The organism is Gelidibacter mesophilus DSM 14095 (genome assembly GCF_000423005.1).
GTDB classification, from domain to species: domain Bacteria; phylum Bacteroidota; class Bacteroidia; order Flavobacteriales; family Flavobacteriaceae; genus Gelidibacter; species Gelidibacter mesophilus.
Genome location: NZ_AUHD01000007.1, coordinates 41646 through 58389, shown reverse-complemented (window position 1 = coordinate 58389; position 16744 = coordinate 41646). Strand labels below are relative to the sequence as shown.

16 protein-coding genes and 1 pseudogene are annotated in these 16744 nt (G+C 37.5%); 5 read left to right on the top strand and 12 right to left on the bottom strand.

Features of this window, described 5'->3' with window-relative positions; all coding sequences use genetic code 11:
• Nucleotides 1–11: 11 nt before the first annotated feature.
• From G525_RS0109090 to G525_RS0109080, 3 genes are all read left to right on the top strand, one after another.
• Entirely contained in the window at nucleotides 12–830 is an 819-nt protein-coding gene (locus G525_RS0109090; RefSeq protein WP_027125902.1) for a 3-keto-disaccharide hydrolase, read from the top strand.
• Between the two features lie 100 nt (nucleotides 831–930).
• Nucleotides 931–1524, top strand: a complete 594-nt coding sequence (locus tag G525_RS0109085) for a 3-keto-disaccharide hydrolase (RefSeq protein ID WP_027125901.1) — start codon at nucleotides 931–933, stop codon at nucleotides 1522–1524.
• A 209-nt stretch (nucleotides 1525–1733) separates the two neighbouring features.
• Nucleotides 1734–2114 carry a YybH family protein gene (locus G525_RS0109080; protein ID WP_245577759.1) on the top strand — a complete coding sequence of 127 codons (381 nt, stop codon included), beginning with the start codon at nucleotides 1734–1736 and terminating at the stop codon, nucleotides 2112–2114.
• Nucleotides 2115–2296: 182 nt separating this feature from the next.
• On the opposite strand, the gene G525_RS0109075 is transcribed toward G525_RS0109080, so the two are convergent.
• The 7 genes and pseudogenes from G525_RS0109075 to G525_RS0109045 all read right to left on the bottom strand — a co-directional run bounded on the left by G525_RS0109075 (nucleotide 2297) and on the right by G525_RS0109045 (nucleotide 11647).
• Nucleotides 2297–2578, bottom strand: coding sequence for an STAS domain-containing protein (locus tag G525_RS0109075; protein ID WP_027125899.1), 282 nt, complete (start codon nucleotides 2576–2578; stop codon nucleotides 2297–2299).
• 177 nt (nucleotides 2579–2755) lie between these two features.
• Nucleotides 2756–4003: an NAD(P)/FAD-dependent oxidoreductase gene (locus G525_RS0109070; protein WP_027125898.1), complete on the bottom strand. Its 1248-nt coding sequence runs from the start codon at nucleotides 4001–4003 to the stop codon at nucleotides 2756–2758.
• Nucleotides 4004–6259, bottom strand: a complete 2256-nt coding sequence (locus G525_RS0109065) for a S9 family peptidase (protein ID WP_035479368.1) — start codon at nucleotides 6257–6259, stop codon at nucleotides 4004–4006.
• A gap of 10 nt (nucleotides 6260–6269) precedes the next feature.
• Nucleotides 6270–7280 carry a 4-hydroxyproline epimerase gene (locus G525_RS0109060; protein ID WP_027125896.1) on the bottom strand — a complete coding sequence of 337 codons (1011 nt, stop codon included), beginning with the start codon at nucleotides 7278–7280 and terminating at the stop codon, nucleotides 6270–6272.
• Complete coding sequence (locus tag G525_RS0109055; RefSeq protein ID WP_027125895.1) at nucleotides 7273–9000, bottom strand: DUF885 domain-containing protein; 1728 nt, start codon at nucleotides 8998–9000, stop codon at nucleotides 7273–7275. Before G525_RS0109055 ends, G525_RS0109060 begins: the two co-directional genes overlap by 8 nt.
• Nucleotides 8997–10579 (bottom strand): annotated as a pseudogene (locus G525_RS20605) (aldehyde dehydrogenase (NADP(+))). Before G525_RS20605 ends, G525_RS0109055 begins: the two are co-directional and overlap by 4 nt.
• A gap of 153 nt (nucleotides 10580–10732) precedes the next feature.
• Nucleotides 10733–11647, bottom strand: coding sequence for a dihydrodipicolinate synthase family protein (locus tag G525_RS0109045; RefSeq protein WP_027125894.1), 915 nt, complete (start codon nucleotides 11645–11647; stop codon nucleotides 10733–10735).
• A 137-nt stretch (nucleotides 11648–11784) separates the two neighbouring features.
• On the opposite strand from G525_RS0109045, the gene G525_RS0109040 reads away from it, so the two are divergent.
• The gene (locus tag G525_RS0109040) at nucleotides 11785–12630 is read left to right on the top strand and encodes an AraC family transcriptional regulator (RefSeq protein WP_027125893.1); all 846 of its coding nucleotides are present in this window, start codon (nucleotides 11785–11787) and stop codon (nucleotides 12628–12630) included.
• Nucleotides 12627–12770: a hypothetical protein gene (locus tag G525_RS22385; protein ID WP_027125892.1), complete on the top strand. Its 144-nt coding sequence runs from the start codon at nucleotides 12627–12629 to the stop codon at nucleotides 12768–12770. Before G525_RS0109040 ends, G525_RS22385 begins: the two co-directional genes overlap by 4 nt.
• 33 nt (nucleotides 12771–12803) lie before the next feature.
• Here the strand turns inward: G525_RS22385 and G525_RS0109030 are convergent, their stop codons facing one another.
• The 5 genes from G525_RS0109030 to G525_RS20600 form a co-directional block, all read right to left on the bottom strand.
• A complete protein-coding gene (locus G525_RS0109030; RefSeq protein WP_027125891.1) occupies nucleotides 12804–13382 on the bottom strand; it encodes a PhnA domain-containing protein in 579 nt (192 codons plus the stop codon).
• Between the two features lie 124 nt (nucleotides 13383–13506).
• Complete coding sequence (locus tag G525_RS0109025; protein WP_027125890.1) at nucleotides 13507–13869, bottom strand: MmcQ/YjbR family DNA-binding protein; 363 nt, start codon at nucleotides 13867–13869, stop codon at nucleotides 13507–13509.
• A gap of 59 nt (nucleotides 13870–13928) precedes the next feature.
• The gene (locus G525_RS0109020) at nucleotides 13929–14630 is read right to left on the bottom strand and encodes a hypothetical protein (protein WP_027125889.1); all 702 of its coding nucleotides are present in this window, start codon (nucleotides 14628–14630) and stop codon (nucleotides 13929–13931) included.
• Nucleotides 14631–14793: 163 nt separating this feature from the next.
• The gene (locus G525_RS0109015; RefSeq protein WP_027125888.1) at nucleotides 14794–15603 is read right to left on the bottom strand and encodes a DUF4412 domain-containing protein; all 810 of its coding nucleotides are present in this window, start codon (nucleotides 15601–15603) and stop codon (nucleotides 14794–14796) included.
• Nucleotides 15604–16415: 812 nt separating this feature from the next.
• Nucleotides 16416–16736: a DUF4260 domain-containing protein gene (locus G525_RS20600; protein ID WP_245577768.1), complete on the bottom strand. Its 321-nt coding sequence runs from the start codon at nucleotides 16734–16736 to the stop codon at nucleotides 16416–16418.
• Between the last annotated feature and the right edge of the window lie 8 nt (nucleotides 16737–16744).

Here is a 16744-nt window from a genome sequence, read left to right as displayed (position 1 = left end):
AACTTATAATAATGAAAAGAACATTAACGAGTGTGTTATTGGTACTATCAATAATTGCCTGTAAAGATTCAGATAAGAGCCGTAAGCAAGTTGAAGAAGAAAAAGTCGCTCTAGAAAATAACCAAAGTGAGAACCAAATAAACGACGGAGATTGGCAGTATTTGTTTGACGGCACCTCTCTTGACGGTTGGAGAGCCTACAATGAAGAACAATTACCTCCTGGTTGGATCATAGAGAATGAAGTCCTTACCTATAATACAGAGCTCGGGTTGGAAGAGGATTACACTGGCGGACGTGACATCATTTATGGTGCTGAAGAGTTTGATAATTTTGAACTCTATTTGGAGTGGAAACTTCCCGAGGGCGGAAACAGTGGCATTCTTTACCATATTAAAGAAGGCTATTCTGCACCGTATAATGTAGCTCCAGAATATCAACTCATAGACGACAAAAATTACGAAAAAATCCACGATCTTACCGGATATAACAAAAGCCTTGGCCATACGGAAAATCTTTCAGAGTTAAAGCCTCTCAATAAAACAGCCTCAGATTACTCCATGCACGCCCCAGATCCCGATAAAATTCAACTCAATCCTATAGGTGAATGGAATTCCAGTAAAATTGTATTTACACCCGACAATGTAGAACATTGGCTGAATGGTATAAAAGTACTATCATTTGTTCCGTGGGACGAGGAATGGCATAAGAAAAAGAATTCAGGAAAATGGGAAGGAAGCCCTGACTATGGTAAATTCAAAACAGGCTTTATTGGGTTGCAGGATCATGCTAGCCCTATCTGGTTCCGAAACATTAAAATTAGAAGATTATAAAAAGTATCAGGCTGATTGTTATTTAGGCTGTTCAACTTTTTATCAAATCAAGATTCAAATAATACAAAGCTCAACCATGTTGGGCTCTTAAACTCTAAATATGAAAAAAATTAGTTTACTAGCGATTGCACTGAGCTTCGCATTCACAAGTTGTCAGTCTAGCAAAGAACTTTTCAATGGAAAAAATCTTGAAGGATGGCAAACCTATGGTACCGAGAAATGGTATGTAGAAGATGGGTTGTTAATCTCTGAAAGTGGTCCAGACAAACAATATGGCTACCTTGCCACTGAAGAAAACTATAAGAACTTTGAGATCAATTTAGAATTTAAACAAGAAGCCGATGGTAACAGCGGAGTGTTTATCCGATCTGAAATTGAGGGCACAAAGATATCTGGGTGGCAGATAGAGGTTGCACCGCCAAACCTTCATACGGGTGGTATTTATGAATCTTATGGTCGTGGTTGGTTGATCAAGCCATCTCCTGAAAAAGAAGCGGCACTTAAATACGGGGCATGGAATGATTTGAGAATCAAAGTAAAAGACAACCAAATCACTAGTTGGTTAAATGGCGTGGAGATGGTCAATTTTTCTGATGAAAAAATAGGAGCTGCCAACGGCAAAATAGCCTTACAGATACATGACGGCGGCGGAATTAAAGTCTATTGGAGGAATATCCGATTGAAGACGCTTTAATAATTATACCAAAATTCTTGTAATTATTAAACCTGACAGGTTTTGCTCCTTCAGCGGACAGGTAAAAACCGGTCAGGTTTTTTTAGCAACTCATTTATAAGGGATACCTTACAAAGCCATCAAACTCCAAAATGAATTCTGTCATGAAATCTCTTTATGCATTCCTGTTACTATTAGTATTTTCTTGCAATATAAACGATAAAAAAAACATGTTTCCATCAGAAAGTGAAGCGAAAATTGCTATAAAAAAAGCTTTGGCCAATCAAGAAATTGCATGGAACACTCACGATTTGGAAGGATTTATGGACGGGTATTGGAAAAACGATTCCTTAAAATTTTTTGGGAAGAGCGGTATGACTTATGGCTGGGATAAAAGTTTGTCTAATTACAAAACATATTACCCTACCACAGAGGAAAGTGGCACACTCAAATTTGTAATCACTGATATTTCAATGATTGCGAAGGGTGCCTATTTGGTGTTTGGGGAATATCATTTAGAAAGAAATGTAGGTAATACCAATGGTGTTTTTACGATTATATTCAAATACATTAATGGCCATTGGAAAATCGTTGCAGATATGTCCTGCTAAGGAAGCTGCTCTTTCCACACATTTGAACTACTCAGAACTACTCAATAATTGACACCTAGTCAAGCGATCTATACCCTAATGCAACTTGTACTTGAACATCAACTATAGCTAAATGCCACAGTCACCATCCTTTTTAAATAATTGAAAACGAATGGCAAACTAGTGAAGGTTGGGGCCGCTCTTCAAGCTGCGGTTTCCTCAGATTTGAAATGCTCATATAAATCGTCACAGCCCATTCCTATAATGGAAAGTTTTTTACTTTTAATAAGAGATTCATTATGCAATTGAGCCAAAGCATTCACGCCATAACGATCAATACTAGTGAGTTTTTCAATGTTAATGACAACAGCATCCTGTTTTTCAAAAACATTTGAAAATTCTCTTTTGAATTGGTGTACATTGAATTTGTTAAGAACTCCCTTTACTTGAATAAAAGCGGTGTGTTTAGTAATTTCTAACTCCATGACAGCATAGATTAAGTTGGTTAATAAATAAATTTTGGGCTATTAATCATTGGTAATGAGACAAATATGGTTAAAAAATAAAAAACTCAACAATTTATTCGACCAACCGCTTTTTGATGGGTTTAGAGGGCAAAAAATTCCAATATATCCGATAAAAACACCATAAACAAAACCTTTTTAAAACTTCCGATCCGGACTAAACATCTTTAATTCTAGACTTGGTTTTTTTTCTGAAATCAGTTCAGACACTAATTTCCCAGTTCCCGTGGCCATACTCCAACCCAACATGGCGTGACCTGCCGCGATAATTAAATTAGAACATTTGGAAGACGTCCCAATATAGGCCAATCCATCAGGAGAGACCGGCCGTAACCCTGACGCTGCTGCATCTTTTTCAGTATCGGTTACTGATATTTCTGGATAATATTTGGTAACCGCATTAGCAATGGCGTTGACCCTCGATTTATTGATGGTATCATTAATTCCCGCAATCTCCATGGTGCCTGCAAAACGAGTAAAACCGTGCATCGGTGTTACGGCCACCTTGGATTCAACTAAAATGGCGGGCAACTTTATGCCGGTGGACCGTGTGGTATCAATTCTATACCCCTTTCCGGCCTCCAATAATAAATGGATGCCTAACTTTTTACTTAAGGTTGCGCTCCAAGAACCTGCCGCTAAGACAAATTCATCGGCAGTGAGTTTATGAGCTTTAGTGACAAGTGCTACTATTTTCTTATTTTTCACTTCTAAATCTTCCACCTTCTCATTGGGATAAAATACCACCCCATTCGTTTTTAAATAGGCTTTCATTTCCGTCATAAATTCGTTTGGTGTGGTATGTGCATCGCATTTATAATACATACCACCTAAAACGTTCAAATTTACATTTGGCTCCAATTGTTTTAAATCAGTAAGCGTCACTTCATTCACTTCCAAACCTTCTTCCGTAGCCAATCGCGCATGTTTGAGCTCTTCGTGAAGCATTTTCTCAGTCTGAAACAACATCAATATTCCATCTTTTTGATATTGAGATGAGAAGTGCTCCTTTTCCCTAATGTCCTTATATAATTCTTGGCTCAACACTGCCAAGGATTTAATGGCTGGAATCGCGTTTTTAACATGATTGGGATTGCAGGATTTATTAAAGGCATAGGTCCATTTTAAAAAATCAGAATCCAGTCGTGGCTTGATATAAAGAGGGCTTGTGGGATCAAACATCCATTTCAAACCTTTCCGCATTACTCCGGGAGCAGACAAAGGAATGATATGGCTCGGCGATAAAAACCCAGCATTGACATAGGACGCACCAGCGTCCATATTGGATTGGTCAATAATTGTGACGTGATGCCCTTCCTTTTGAAGATAATATGCGGAACACAAACCGATGATTCCGCCTCCGATAACGATAACATTTTTATTCATTTATTCCCATTTAAAATCCCAAATTGGCACCTCCTCCTTTAAATGCTCCACAAAATAATTCCATCTTTTTTTAATGAAATATTTGTTAGCCTTGCCTTGATAACCATGACGTTGACTTGGAAAAATGAACAAATCAAATTCCTTATCTGCATTTATTAAAGCTTCCGCGAATTTAAAGGTGGCGGAAGGATTTACGTTTTCATCAATCCCACCATGCACCAACAATAATTTTCCTTTCAAGTTTTTGGCATTTGTTATATTGGACACCTCTTCATAAGTTGCATCTACTGGCCAGCCTTGGTACATTTCAGGCCACCACGCTTTTTCCATTCTAAAATCATGGTCTGCAGAACTTGCCACCCCTACTTTGTACACCTCAGGAAACGCGAGCATCGCTCTTCCCGTATCATATCCACCTGCAGAATGACCAAAAACCCCCACACGATCAGTATCCACCCAAGCGTATTGATTTCCTAAATAAGAGATGGCCAGAATGTGATCTTCAAGATTATTGCCCATGTTTTTATAGGAATGGTCATGAAATTCTTTTGAACGCCCAGAGCTCCCCAACCCATCCACCATCATCACTATAAAACCGAGTTCGGCCAAGGATTGATTCATAAATGCCCTGTCAAACGATTTTGGAAACATTTGGGTATGCGGACCAGAATAGGTATGATCAATTATTGGATACGATTTGGTGGGATCAAAATGAGTTGGTTTCCAGAGGGCTCCATAAATAGTGGTCTTGCCATCTTTTGCGGTTAATTTAAATGGTTCTGGCGCTGTCCATCCTTTTACCAAAACATCCGCAATCTCTGCCGTTGTTAATTCCGCCACTATTTTACCAGATTTAGCCAATCTCAAAACAGTGTTGGTAGGATTATTTACGCTTGAATAATTATCGACAAAGTAGAGTCCATCGTTTGAAAAAGACACCAAATGATGTGCATTCTCTGGGGTCAGCAAGAGCGTGTTTCCTTTGAAATCAACTTTAAAAAGCTGCTGGTGATAAGGATTCATTTTGGGGTCTTTCCCTGACGCTAAAAAATAAATTTCTTCGTTTTCTTCATCGGTATGTATAACGGAATTGATGTAAAACTTACCACTAGTTAAAGGTTTCGTTTCATTCGTTTTGATATCAACCATATAGAGTTGTCGCCATCCGCTGCGCTCCGACAAGAAGATGACCTTTTGTTTGTTATCAAACTTTCTATACCAAAAATTATCAATATTCGTTTTACTTGTTTCTTCTACAAGCGTCTCTTCAGTTCCTGTATTATGGTCTATTAGTTTTAAAAATTCCTTTTTATAACCTCTTTCTGAATATCCTGCCAACAGTACGCCAGACTTTTCCATCCACTCCACAGCTACTGAATTGATATGTGTTCCTATTGGCAGGTTTGTTTTTACTTCCTTTTTGCTTTCAACATTAAAAAACACAGGTGTGACATGAACCATAGTCGTATCTCCAGGAGAACCTCTGTAATACGATAGTAATTTTGATTTATAAAGGGAGTCAATACTATGGTCTAACAGATACATCTTCTCTGCATTTCTAAAGTCTACAACATCAGCTGCAATCCATTTAGAATCTTTAGACCACGTCACTTTAAAATGTTTTGGACGTTCCGCATTTTCTCCTTCCAAAATATCATACCAACCATAATACGTTGCGTATTCATAGTCTTTTTTACCGTCAAAGCTCAATTGGTACTCCTGATCTGTTTTTGTAGATTTTATGTACAGATTATAATCTTTGGAGAAAGCAATCCAGTTTTCGTTTGGCGACTTAGTTTCAAATTCATTTTTCTCCTGTTTTTGCTCTTCTTTTTTAAGCTGAATTTGATAGGTTTTAGGATGGAATGTATAGGTCTTCGAGTCAAAATCAAAAATTAGACCCTCCCCTTTTGTTCGCTCAATATTTGAGAGCTCCAATTGATTTGCCTCAATTTTTTTTTTCGTTATTTTGGATAATTCTTGAGCAATTCTTTCATGATCAAACAGCAGTTTTACTTTATAATCCTCAAAAGAAAGGGTTTTATAAGTCTCGTTATTTTTGCTGTAATCCACAAACCAAAGTCCGGAATGGTCATTAAACCAATACGCGTTAGTGTAAAGATTAAATACCGTTTTATTGTTTAAATTCTCGTGCATAAAACTTACTGCGCTTTGATACTCTGCTGGAGTAAGTTTTTGTGCACTAACGTGAGTGGTCAGAAAGATGGCTACTAAGAAATAATAAAAGCTCTTCATTGTATTAAATTTATATCACCTGAAATCCAAAGGCATACGGATCATCTTCAGAATCGATTGTTATGGTGTTATGTCCATATATTTTGGCCCAACCTTTAATGCTCGGGATAATAGCTAAGGTATTATTTAAAGTGGTTTCTTTTTCCACACGACCTATAAATTTGCTTCCTATAAAACTTTCATGAACATAATCTTCACCAATCTGCAGCTGCACTTTTGTGTACAACTGCGCCAAACGTGCGGATGTTCCTGTGCCGCAAGGACTTCTATCTATAGCTTTATCGCCATAAAAAACTGCATTTCTTCCAGAGGACGCCGCATTGATTGGTGCGCCTGTCCAAAGTAGATGTGTAACATTTCTTATACTCTCATTTTCCGGATGCACAAACCAATTGGGATATTTCTCATTGATGCGCTGTCTTAACACTTGAGAAAATTGAATAATTTTTGAGGCAGAAAACGCTTGCACGCCTGCAAAGTTTTTTTGTTGATCTACGATTGCGTAATAATTTCCGCCATAGGCCACATCAAAAGTTAACATTCCCAACTCTGGGCATTCAACGGTCAGATTTTCTGCAGCCAAATAACTTTTCACATTGGTCAATTTTACCCAATCCACCTTAGATCCTGATTGTTGGTATTCAATTTCCACCAATCCTGCCGGTGCTTCCATTTTGATGCGACCTGGTGTTTTGGGTATAACCAAGCCTTCTTCAATGGCAATAGTGACTGTTCCAATTGTTCCATGGCCACACATAGGTAAGCAGCCAGAGGTTTCTATAAATAGAATGGCAAAATCATTTTGAGGATTTTGAGGAGGAAATAATATAGAACCACTCATCATATCATGACCGCGAGGCTCAAACATCAAACCTTTCCGAATCCAATCATAATCTTTTAAAAAATGTTGGCGCTTTTCATTTATGGAATGCCCAATAAGGTTTGGGCCACCTTCTTTAATCACTCTCACCGGATTTCCGCAGGTATGTGCATCGATACAAACGAAGGTATTCTTACTCATTTTTTAGTTTCTGAATATAATTATCAACGCGCTTCTCCAGGATGGCTAAGGTCACGGTACCCTGCTCTAAAATAATTTCATGGAAATCTCTGATATCGAACATTGAAGCCAATTCCTTTTCCGCTTTTTTACGTAATTCCCGAATCTTAAGCTCTCCTATTTTATAGGACAAGGCCTGCCCTGGCCATGAGATATAGCGGTCAGTTTCCGTATTGATTTCATGTAATGATAATGCAGTGTTTGAGGCCATATAGTCCACCACTTGCTCACGTGTCCAGCCTTTAGCATGAATTCCTGTATCAACAACCAATCGGCAGGCACGCCACATTTCGTAGGTTAGTTTTCCAAACTGCTCATAAGGCGTGGTGTACATGCCCATTTCATCGGCTAAAAACTCGCAATACAAGCCCCAACCTTCGCCGTACGCTGACAGGTACAGGTTTTTTCTAAATTTTGGAATACTATCTCCCAATTCATTGTTTAAACTTATCTGCAAATGGTGTCCAGGAACAGCTTCATGAACGGTTAATGCTGGCAGGGTATATAGGGTTCTGCTGGGCAAATCATAAGTGTTTACCCAATAATATCCAGGATCTGTATTCTCCTTAAAAGTTCCAATATAGCGGCCTGTGGTATATTTTGGAGCGATGGCCTCAGGCACTGGAGCCACACCATAAGGTTTACGGGGAAGTGTTTTAAAATATCTTGGCAATTGCGCATCTGCCCGTTTGGCCATATCACGTGCAATCATTAACAATTGTTCTGGAGTCTCCGCATAAAACTGCTTGTCAGTCCTTAGGAAATGAAAGAAATCGGCGAAGCTGCCTTCGAAATTTAAGCCTTTGATGACTTGCTCCATTTCTGCTTTGATACGCGCCACTTCCTTCAATCCGATTTGGTGAATGTCATCCGCTGTATATTGCGTACTGGTGGTGTAAAAATTGATCCTATTTTGATAGTATGCTTCTCCATTCGGGATTTCAGAAATGCCTAAAGTGGTTCTTGTTTTTGGAAAATATTCCGATTCAAAAAACGTTTTGATGCGCTTGAATTCAGGCGTTACTTTAGTTTCGATTGCTATTTGAGCCGCATTTAATACGGAATCATTTTGTGTTTGTGTTAAATCGTTCGGTAGATTTTTAAATGGTGAATAAAAAAAGCTATCTTGATAATCCTTTACAATATGGTCGTTATAGGTGGACTCATAGCCCTTAAAAATAACTAAGGGTTGTGAAACGTCTTTTTTCAAACCTTCACGGATGTTTTCCAGATTCTGGTCCACAAACTCCGGAATGGCGTTTAAACGGTTTAAATAATTTTTGACTTGCCCGTAATTAGACAATGGCCCAACCCCATAATTTAAATTACTATGAAAGCCTGAATCTGAAAGCAGCGGGTTGAGATAGTGTTCAAATTTGTAATAATCGATTTTGCCCTGTAAGGAAAATGCTAAAAGTTCGGCCGAAATCCGTTGGGTTTCCGGTAATCCTGTAATATCAATTATTGATAATTCATTGAGCTTTTCTTGAGCAAAATCGGCTTCTGCTTTAAAATAGTCCTTAGTATATAAGCCTAAGGGATAGCGTTTGTTATCATAACCATCATGTTGCTCGTAACTATTAATCAAGCTATCCAACATGGTTGAAGGATTTTGAGAATGTGCATGATCCGTCGCAAAAAGCGAGAGTATTAAAATGATAATAGATTTTAAAAAATTCATAGGTCCTTTTTAGTTTGAATCCCATTAATGTAACGATTTATTCCCAAAACATTTCGATCCTTCAATGCCTTTGGCAATAATTCATTAGGCCAATCTTGATAACTGAAAGGGCGTACCCAACGTTTGATGGCGTGCACGCCAATTGCCGTAAACCTACTATCTGTTGAAGCTGGAAATGGACCGCCGTGCATCATGGAAGGACAGACCTCAACACCCGTAGGCACTCCATTAAAAATGATACGCCCTACCTTATCCTGCAAAGCAGCAATCACTTTTGTATATTTTGATAATTCATTAGTTTCTGCCATGACAGTACCGGTGAGCTGCCCTTCCATGTTCAAGATGATCTCTTCCAATTGCTTTTCGCTCTCACATTGTATTACGATAGAAAAGGGCCCGAAAACCTCTTGATGCAAGGTGGAATTGTCCAAAAAAGTGGCCCCATCCACAGTTACTATTGCTTGTTTCGCGTAGTTGGGCTTTATTTCTGAACTATAATCAGCAGCTACGTCAATTCCGTTTTGTGAAATTGCCGTATTCTTGTTGCGATCATAGGCCTCATGAATTTTTGGATGCAACATGGAAGTAGGATCAATCTTTAAAATTTCTTCAGACAAATTTTGAATAAATTTAGATAAAGACTCACTTTTGATTCCCAATAACAATCCTGGATTGGTACAGAATTGACCTGTTCCAAAGTTATTGAACCCGCATAGGTTTTTGCCAAAGCTTCGGCTTTAATGTTCAAGGTTTCTGGAAGCAAAACTACTGGATTGACACTTCCCATTTCCGCAAATACGGGAATAGGTTCTTCACGCTGTGCAGCGAGATCAAACAGTGCTTTTCCAGCGTTAAAACTTCCGGTAAATCCGACAGCTTTTACTTTTGGGTGTCTTACCAGTTTTTGTCCCACTTCAATACTCTTCCCATTGAGATTAGAAAAAACGCCATTGGGCATTCCCGTTTTTTGCGCTGCTTTTATAATGGCTGACGCTACCAATTCCCCAGTTGCGGAATGCATCGGATGCGATTTGACAATTACTGGACAGCCTGATGCCAATGCCGATACGGTATCGCCACCCGCCGTTGAAAATGCCAACGGAAAATTACTCGCTCCAAAAACAACGACCGGACCAATCGGGATCAGCATTTTGCGAATGTCTGATTTTGCCATGGGTTGACGTTCTGGTTGTGCTTTGTCTATTGTGGCCTCAACCCACGATTCTTCGGTCACCAAATCTGCAAATAATTTTAACTGATTGATGGTTCTTCCTCGTTCACCCCGCGCTCTTCCTTCGGGCAATCCGGTTTCTGCACAATACGTTTGGATCAACAGCTCATCCAGAGCTAGAATCTCTGAGGCAATACTGTTGAGAAACTCCGCCTTTTTTGCCCCCGATATCTGTCTATAAACTTCAAATGCATCTGAAGCCAAATAAGCGGCAGCCACAATTTCTTCTGAAGTGGCTTCTGTAAAAACGGTGTCGTTTTCAATGTTTAACTGCGGATTGAAGGTTTTATAAGTGGTATTACCTTCTGCCGATTGTTGATTTCCAATATAATTTTTCCCTGTGATCATACCTTTCCCCTTTTTGTTACGAATTCTTGAACTTTTACATTTTTCTGAATTGAAGTGAGTCTTTACTTAAGCTTTCGTCTTAGGACTATCAACTTTTGAAACCCACTCTAAGACCATTCTTTCAATTTTTATTCGTGTAATCGTGACTTTATTTTATATATTTTTATAGTCTGGTAATTTTGGTCTGCTTTTGATGGCGTCTTCAATTGTTTTGATAACCTGCCTCCGCTCCTCACCCACCAACGGCAAACGTGGTGCACGTACATTTTCAGTACCAATCTTTGTATACACTTCGGCCAATTTTATATTCTGCACCAATGTAGGAACAATGTCCAATTCTAGCAAAGGCATGAACCAGCGGAATATTTCTATGGCCTCTTTAATTCTGCCCGCTTTTTGAAGTTCGTAAATGGCTACTGTTTCTGCTGGAAAGGCACATACCAAACCTGCAATCCAACCATCAGCTCCCATAATCAAACTTTCAAGCGCAATCGTATCTACACCAGTCATAATTTTCAGTCGGTCACCAAAACGATTTTTTATTCGGGTTACATTTGTAATATTACGAGTAGATTCCTTAACGGCTTCCACATTATCACATTTAAGCAGTTCCTCAAACATATCTAAGGTGATTTCAATTTTATAATCGACGGGATTATTATATATCATGATAGGTAATGATGTATTATCGGCAATGGCCTTAAAATACGCCACCGTTTCCCGATCTCCAGATTTGTAACGCATTGGAGGTAACACCATCAATCCACTAGCGCCATCTTCTTCAGCTTTTTGTGCTGCCAGAATAGCATTCTTTGTGGTTTGTTCCCCAATATTGATTAAAACCGGGACCTTACCTTTTACAATATCTACCGTGGTGGTGGTCAAAGTGCGTTTTTCAGCATCTGATAAGGTACTGGCCTCGCCCAAAGTACCGCCCAAAACAATGCCGTGAACACCCGCTTCTACCTGGGCATTGATATTGATTTCAAAGTTCTTTAAATCAAGTTCATCATTATCGTTGAACTTTGTGGTGACTGCTGGCATGATGCCTTTCCATTGAATACTCATAATTTTGGCGTTTAAATACTGTAAATTTAAGCGTCTTTAGAACGTCATATTAATCTTCATTTAACCTAAATTAATAGGACATTATCCATTATAAAAATAAAACCTTTATTTTTGAATAGTTTACGTTGTACAACACCATGAAAGTTTTACCTTTTAAAATACCGAAACCTCATCAAGACGCCTTCTACTTTCAGATTGATGACGACCTAATTTTTTACGATAAATTGCACCAACATGAGGAAATTCAGTTAAGTTATATTGTGGAAGGACAAGGCAAACTCGTTGTTGGAGATAGCATCAATTATTATGCACAGGGTGATATTTTGGTGATTGGAAGCCATCTCCCGCATGTTTTTAAAAGTGATTACAACATCTCTAGATCGCGCATGTTTACACTGTTTTTTACGAAGAACTCTTTTGGAACTGATTTTTTCGAACTTGAAGAACTCAAGGAATTACAACAGTTTTTCAACCGTTCCAAACACGGATTTAAAGTAATTTCTGAAAGAAAACAGTTGGAAACCTTATTTCTGGAGCTCGAAAAACCCTCTAAATTAAGCCAACTTTTAATTTTGCTTCAATTGTTGAAGATTGCGTCAACGGTCGAATATAAAAGCTTATCCTCATTTATATATGGTAAAAAGTATTCGGATAACGAGGGCAAAAGGATGCGAAATGTTTTTGAATATACCATGAACAATTTTAATAAAGAGATCTCATTACAGGCCATTTCGGAAATTGCCAATATGACGAAAAATGCTTTTTGTAAGTATTTCAAAAAAAGAACCAACAAAACATATATCCAATTCCTGAACGAGTTGCGGCTAGAACATGCCTGTAAACTATTGCAGAATAAGAGTGAATCTTCAATTGCGGAAATTGCTGAAGCCTCAGGATTTTCAAATATTTCAAATTTTAACCGGCAGTTTAAATCGGCATTGGGAATGACGCCACTTGCCTACATAAAATCAACAGCCAAATGAACACAAAACACATTTGGATACTGTTGACTATTGCTGCCATAATTACCATTTACGGTGTGCTTTCTGGAAAGTTCTTCTTTTTATTCTTTATGTTTCCACTTGGATTTGGACTTTTTAAACGAAAGAATAAAGACGATTGAAAATCAGGAGCGATTGAATGCCAACCAATACAATTAGTTCTTTTTTACATATTTAGTGATGATGACAATCTGCTGACCATCAACTCTTCCTTCAATAAATTCAGCGTTTTCATGATCTAGACGAATGTTTCTAACCGCTGTACCTTGCTTGGCGACCATACTAGAACCTTTAACTTTCAGATCTTTAATCAACACGACTGAATCTCCTGCTTCCAAAACAACACCATTCACATCACGGTGGATGATTTTATTGGCCTCATCTTCATGTTCTCCAGTAGCTCTTGCTAAAGCCATAGCATCAGCATCAAGATACATCATGTCCAACAAATCTTTTGGCCAACCTTCTGCCCGCATTCTTTGGAGCATTCGCCACGCCATAATTTGGACGGCCACATGTTCACTCCACATACTGTCATTCAAACAACGCCAATGGTTGGTATCCATGTCAACAGTCCCTTCAATTTGGTCCAAACAGGTTTTACAGACCAAAACATCATTGGCTACATTTTCATTTAGCGATGGAGGGATGGTGTATTGGGATAGATTTTCGTTGGAACCACATAGCTCGCAAGTGTTGTTGCTTCTGTCTTGAAGCATTTGTAAAACCGACATAAGAATAACAATTGAGGATTAATAGAACTTGAAGTTCCAAACAATAAAATATCAAATTCCAATTAGAGGTTTTGATTTTTCAAAGATAGAACTTTTGTGAACATGAAACCTGGAATTTTGAACTTCAATTTAAGGAATCCCGCATCTTTTTGGGCATGCCTTTGACCACCATTTCGTAGGAATGATCAATGAAATCGGCCAAGAGTTTTGGAGATATTTCGTCCGTCGTTAAATCGATGGTATTCCAATGTTTTTTGCTCATGTGGTAACCAGGATAAATAGCTTCATATTCAGCACGTAATTCCTCTGCATAATCAGGATCACATTTGAGGTTGATGGTTTTCTGACCTGCTTCCCACTTTTCCAATCCTATTAAGGCAAACATTTTCCCCAATACTTTAAAAACAAGGGTATCGACATCAAATGGAAAGTCCTCTGTGACTTCTTTTTTTGAAATACAATATTGGCGAAGTTGTTCGATGTTCATAAAAAAACACGTTCAGATTTCAATTGAACGTGTTTAAAATTAATGAATTCTGGGCATCTTTAAAAGTATTTCCCTACCCATTTACAGTCTGGGATACCTTCTACAGAAGTTACCAACACTTTATCAGGAAAAGACGCCATAACGTTAGGATTGGTTTTATGAACGTTTTCAATTTTATATTCGATAAAATTAAAACCTGCTTTTAGGTCGAGATCATACGTGTAACTAACTTGAGCATCACCATCATCTAACATTATCGTTTCGATACAATCATGGTTATATTGAAAAGGAGAGGCTACATAAATCAATTCAAAATAGGATGCCAGAATAGGATCCATATCTGTAGAATCTTCAATCCAAGGGAGTAAATCTTCATTTGACACAGTAAAAACTACACCTACATAACGATTATCAGTTGTCCAAAGAGACAAAGCTCCTGTATCAAAAGAAAATATATTATCGGTTTCCGCAACCATTTCTGAACCCTTATCACATTGCGAAAAAATAGTGTACCAGAGTTTTGAGGATTCGCTCACTTCATCTTCTTTTGTCACATTTTCTAATACTGAAGGAAAATCAAATTTAATTTCTCCTGATTTAGATAGCGCTCCAATAACAATTGGATTTTCCATACCAAAAGGGAATACGACCAAATTTACATCCAAATTTGCAAATGGGTAATTATCAATTGCTGGTTGGGCTTGTGAAAAGCTTAAAGCCATATATGCGAAACTCAATAAAATAGAAATGTGCGTTTGCATGAGTTTTAGTTTTTATGAAATTGATGGTCTGCAATCCTTCATTTTTCAGAATAGATGTTTACCGTAAGCTGAACAACAACTACGACGAGATTAAGGTTTAACCAACATACTGAAGTTTTTAATGAACTTAAGGTTGAAAGAGTCGTTACATGCAAACAATGGCTTACATGAATTTATAATCAGCTTTTTTAATTGATTTTTTAACTTCCTCCAGACCTATGCACTCCATGGTTGCATTTTCTTTTTTGTTTTTTAAGTTTTTCATATCCATATGGATCATGAGCACCTTATCATCAGGGTTAAAATAATCTTTGAGTGCATCAGGAATTTTAGTTTTGCTATTTTTATAGATATCATCAAAGCTAACTTCAGCATCCGTAGTGAAATACATGATCATTTCATATCCGTCATTGACGGCCTTAACCCCTTTACAATCATAACCATTGATGGTTTTGTTTGGCAAGGTTTCAAAAGTGAACTTTTCGGTTTCTTGGTTAACTTCGTCAATATCCAAATCCGGCATTTTATTGACCATACCAATATTATTTCCGTCAGAACCCATAAACATGGCCATGATATTATGTTCATTATCCATAACCGTAAACATATTAGCCATCATGGCAGAAGTGAATCCGAAGTAAGGTGCATCAGGTTTGAGGTAATAATCAAAAACAATTTCGCCTTCAGCAGTTGACATTTTAAGTGAATATTTCCAAGTAAAATCATAAGAACTCGCTACCAAAGATGGATCAGCCTTTTCTTTACCTGCCCCAAATGGATTGATGTCAAACATTTTATCCATAGATTGAGAAGCCTTTTCTGCCGCTTTATTGGCAGTTTTCTCAATAACAGCATTTTCAACCTTTTGCTCTACGCGTTTTTGAAGCCGTTTGAGAAATTGTGACTGTGAGGTTGGAATAAAGCATAGCGAAAAGAATCCCACCAACAGTATTCGACAATTTAAATTTTTCATGTGATTTAGAGTTTTCATTTGACTTAAGTTTTTAATTTTAGATTATAAAATGGGATGATGAGCATCAAACGATGCATCTGCCATTTTTACTTAGGGACAACATGATTACAAAAAAATGAGCGCATAATTTCTTCCATTAAAAGGCACACAACTGTAAGCGATTAAATACAAAATATAAACGTTGCTATTTTATTAAAATTTAGAAGCACCACGGAGAAATAATGATCCGCTAGCTTCAATATCGTGGAGAGTATTTTTCAAAAAATTATTGAATATTTTTTGATAGATTATATCTTATATAACTGCGCATCACAAAATGAATTACAACTATGACTTCATCTTATTTTATGGATATCATCTTGGGGACGTCCACAAAATTCAAGAAATATTCAACAAAAACGCAAATGCTATAATTGCTAATGTATAAAAATATAAAAAAAAATCGACAACAACAATTGTATTTAGCTAAATAATAGACACTTAAAAAGACTGTTGTCAAATAGGATGACTATTTAGAAATTTACAATTTGATATAAAGCTGCTAAAATCAAATCGGAAATTACCGTCAATGATTGAAGTTTTGACACTTTAAAACGTTTTCCAAATGTGCAATAAGGATACTGGAGAGTTAATTCGATTCGCCTTTTAACCCCCTTAAAAATATAAGCATTTCAATAGGAGACCTTCATTACACTACAATCAACCTATCTCTTTGATACATTCAGTTATAAGGGCAGAAAGAATGTACTGAAGAAGTAATTTACGACTTAGAAGCTAATATAATTGAGACGTCAGACTTGGTCTTAACGTAATTACTTAAGTTTCAAAGGTCCCAAATGCGAATCATTAAACGAACTGCTATATTTTAAACCATACCCAAAAATCCTATCCAACGCTGCATGGGTAAATAAGATAATACACGCAAGCTGCAGCATCTCGTTTGCAAGATAAATGCCCGTAAAATAAATTAAGATCGCCACGCCTTTATGATGAAAAATATTATAGCTCAGTGCACCAATTTTTGTGTTGATGAGATATCCGACCATGCCAATATCAGGGGTCAGGATTAAAATCAAAAACCACCACCAGGCAAAATCCAATTGGTTAAATGCAAAAATCCCGAGAGCAAACATAGCCAATT

Coding starts and splice junctions, on each gene's coding strand:
- G525_RS0109090 (WP_027125902.1), top strand. CDS start 12: ATGAAAAGAACATTAACGAGTGTGTTATTGGTACTATCAATAATTGCC.
- G525_RS0109085 (WP_027125901.1), top strand. CDS start 931: ATGAAAAAAATTAGTTTACTAGCGATTGCACTGAGCTTCGCATTCACA.
- G525_RS0109080 (WP_245577759.1), top strand. CDS start 1,734: ATGTTTCCATCAGAAAGTGAAGCGAAAATTGCTATAAAAAAAGCTTTG.
- G525_RS0109075 (WP_027125899.1), bottom strand. CDS start 2,578: ATGGAGTTAGAAATTACTAAACACACCGCTTTTATTCAAGTAAAGGGA.
- G525_RS0109070 (WP_027125898.1), bottom strand. CDS start 4,003: ATGAATAAAAATGTTATCGTTATCGGAGGCGGAATCATCGGTTTGTGT.
- G525_RS0109065 (WP_035479368.1), bottom strand. CDS start 6,259: ATGAAGAGCTTTTATTATTTCTTAGTAGCCATCTTTCTGACCACTCAC.
- G525_RS0109060 (WP_027125896.1), bottom strand. CDS start 7,280: ATGAGTAAGAATACCTTCGTTTGTATCGATGCACATACCTGCGGAAAT.
- G525_RS0109055 (WP_027125895.1), bottom strand. CDS start 9,000: ATGAATTTTTTAAAATCTATTATCATTTTAATACTCTCGCTTTTTGCG.
- G525_RS0109045 (WP_027125894.1), bottom strand. CDS start 11,647: ATGAGTATTCAATGGAAAGGCATCATGCCAGCAGTCACCACAAAGTTC.
- G525_RS0109040 (WP_027125893.1), top strand. CDS start 11,785: ATGAAAGTTTTACCTTTTAAAATACCGAAACCTCATCAAGACGCCTTC.
- G525_RS22385 (WP_027125892.1), top strand. CDS start 12,627: ATGAACACAAAACACATTTGGATACTGTTGACTATTGCTGCCATAATT.
- G525_RS0109030 (WP_027125891.1), bottom strand. CDS start 13,382: ATGTCGGTTTTACAAATGCTTCAAGACAGAAGCAACAACACTTGCGAG.
- G525_RS0109025 (WP_027125890.1), bottom strand. CDS start 13,869: ATGAACATCGAACAACTTCGCCAATATTGTATTTCAAAAAAAGAAGTC.
- G525_RS0109020 (WP_027125889.1), bottom strand. CDS start 14,630: ATGCAAACGCACATTTCTATTTTATTGAGTTTCGCATATATGGCTTTA.
- G525_RS0109015 (WP_027125888.1), bottom strand. CDS start 15,603: ATGAAAAATTTAAATTGTCGAATACTGTTGGTGGGATTCTTTTCGCTA.
- G525_RS20600 (WP_245577768.1), bottom strand. CDS start 16,736: ATGTTTGCTCTCGGGATTTTTGCATTTAACCAATTGGATTTTGCCTGG.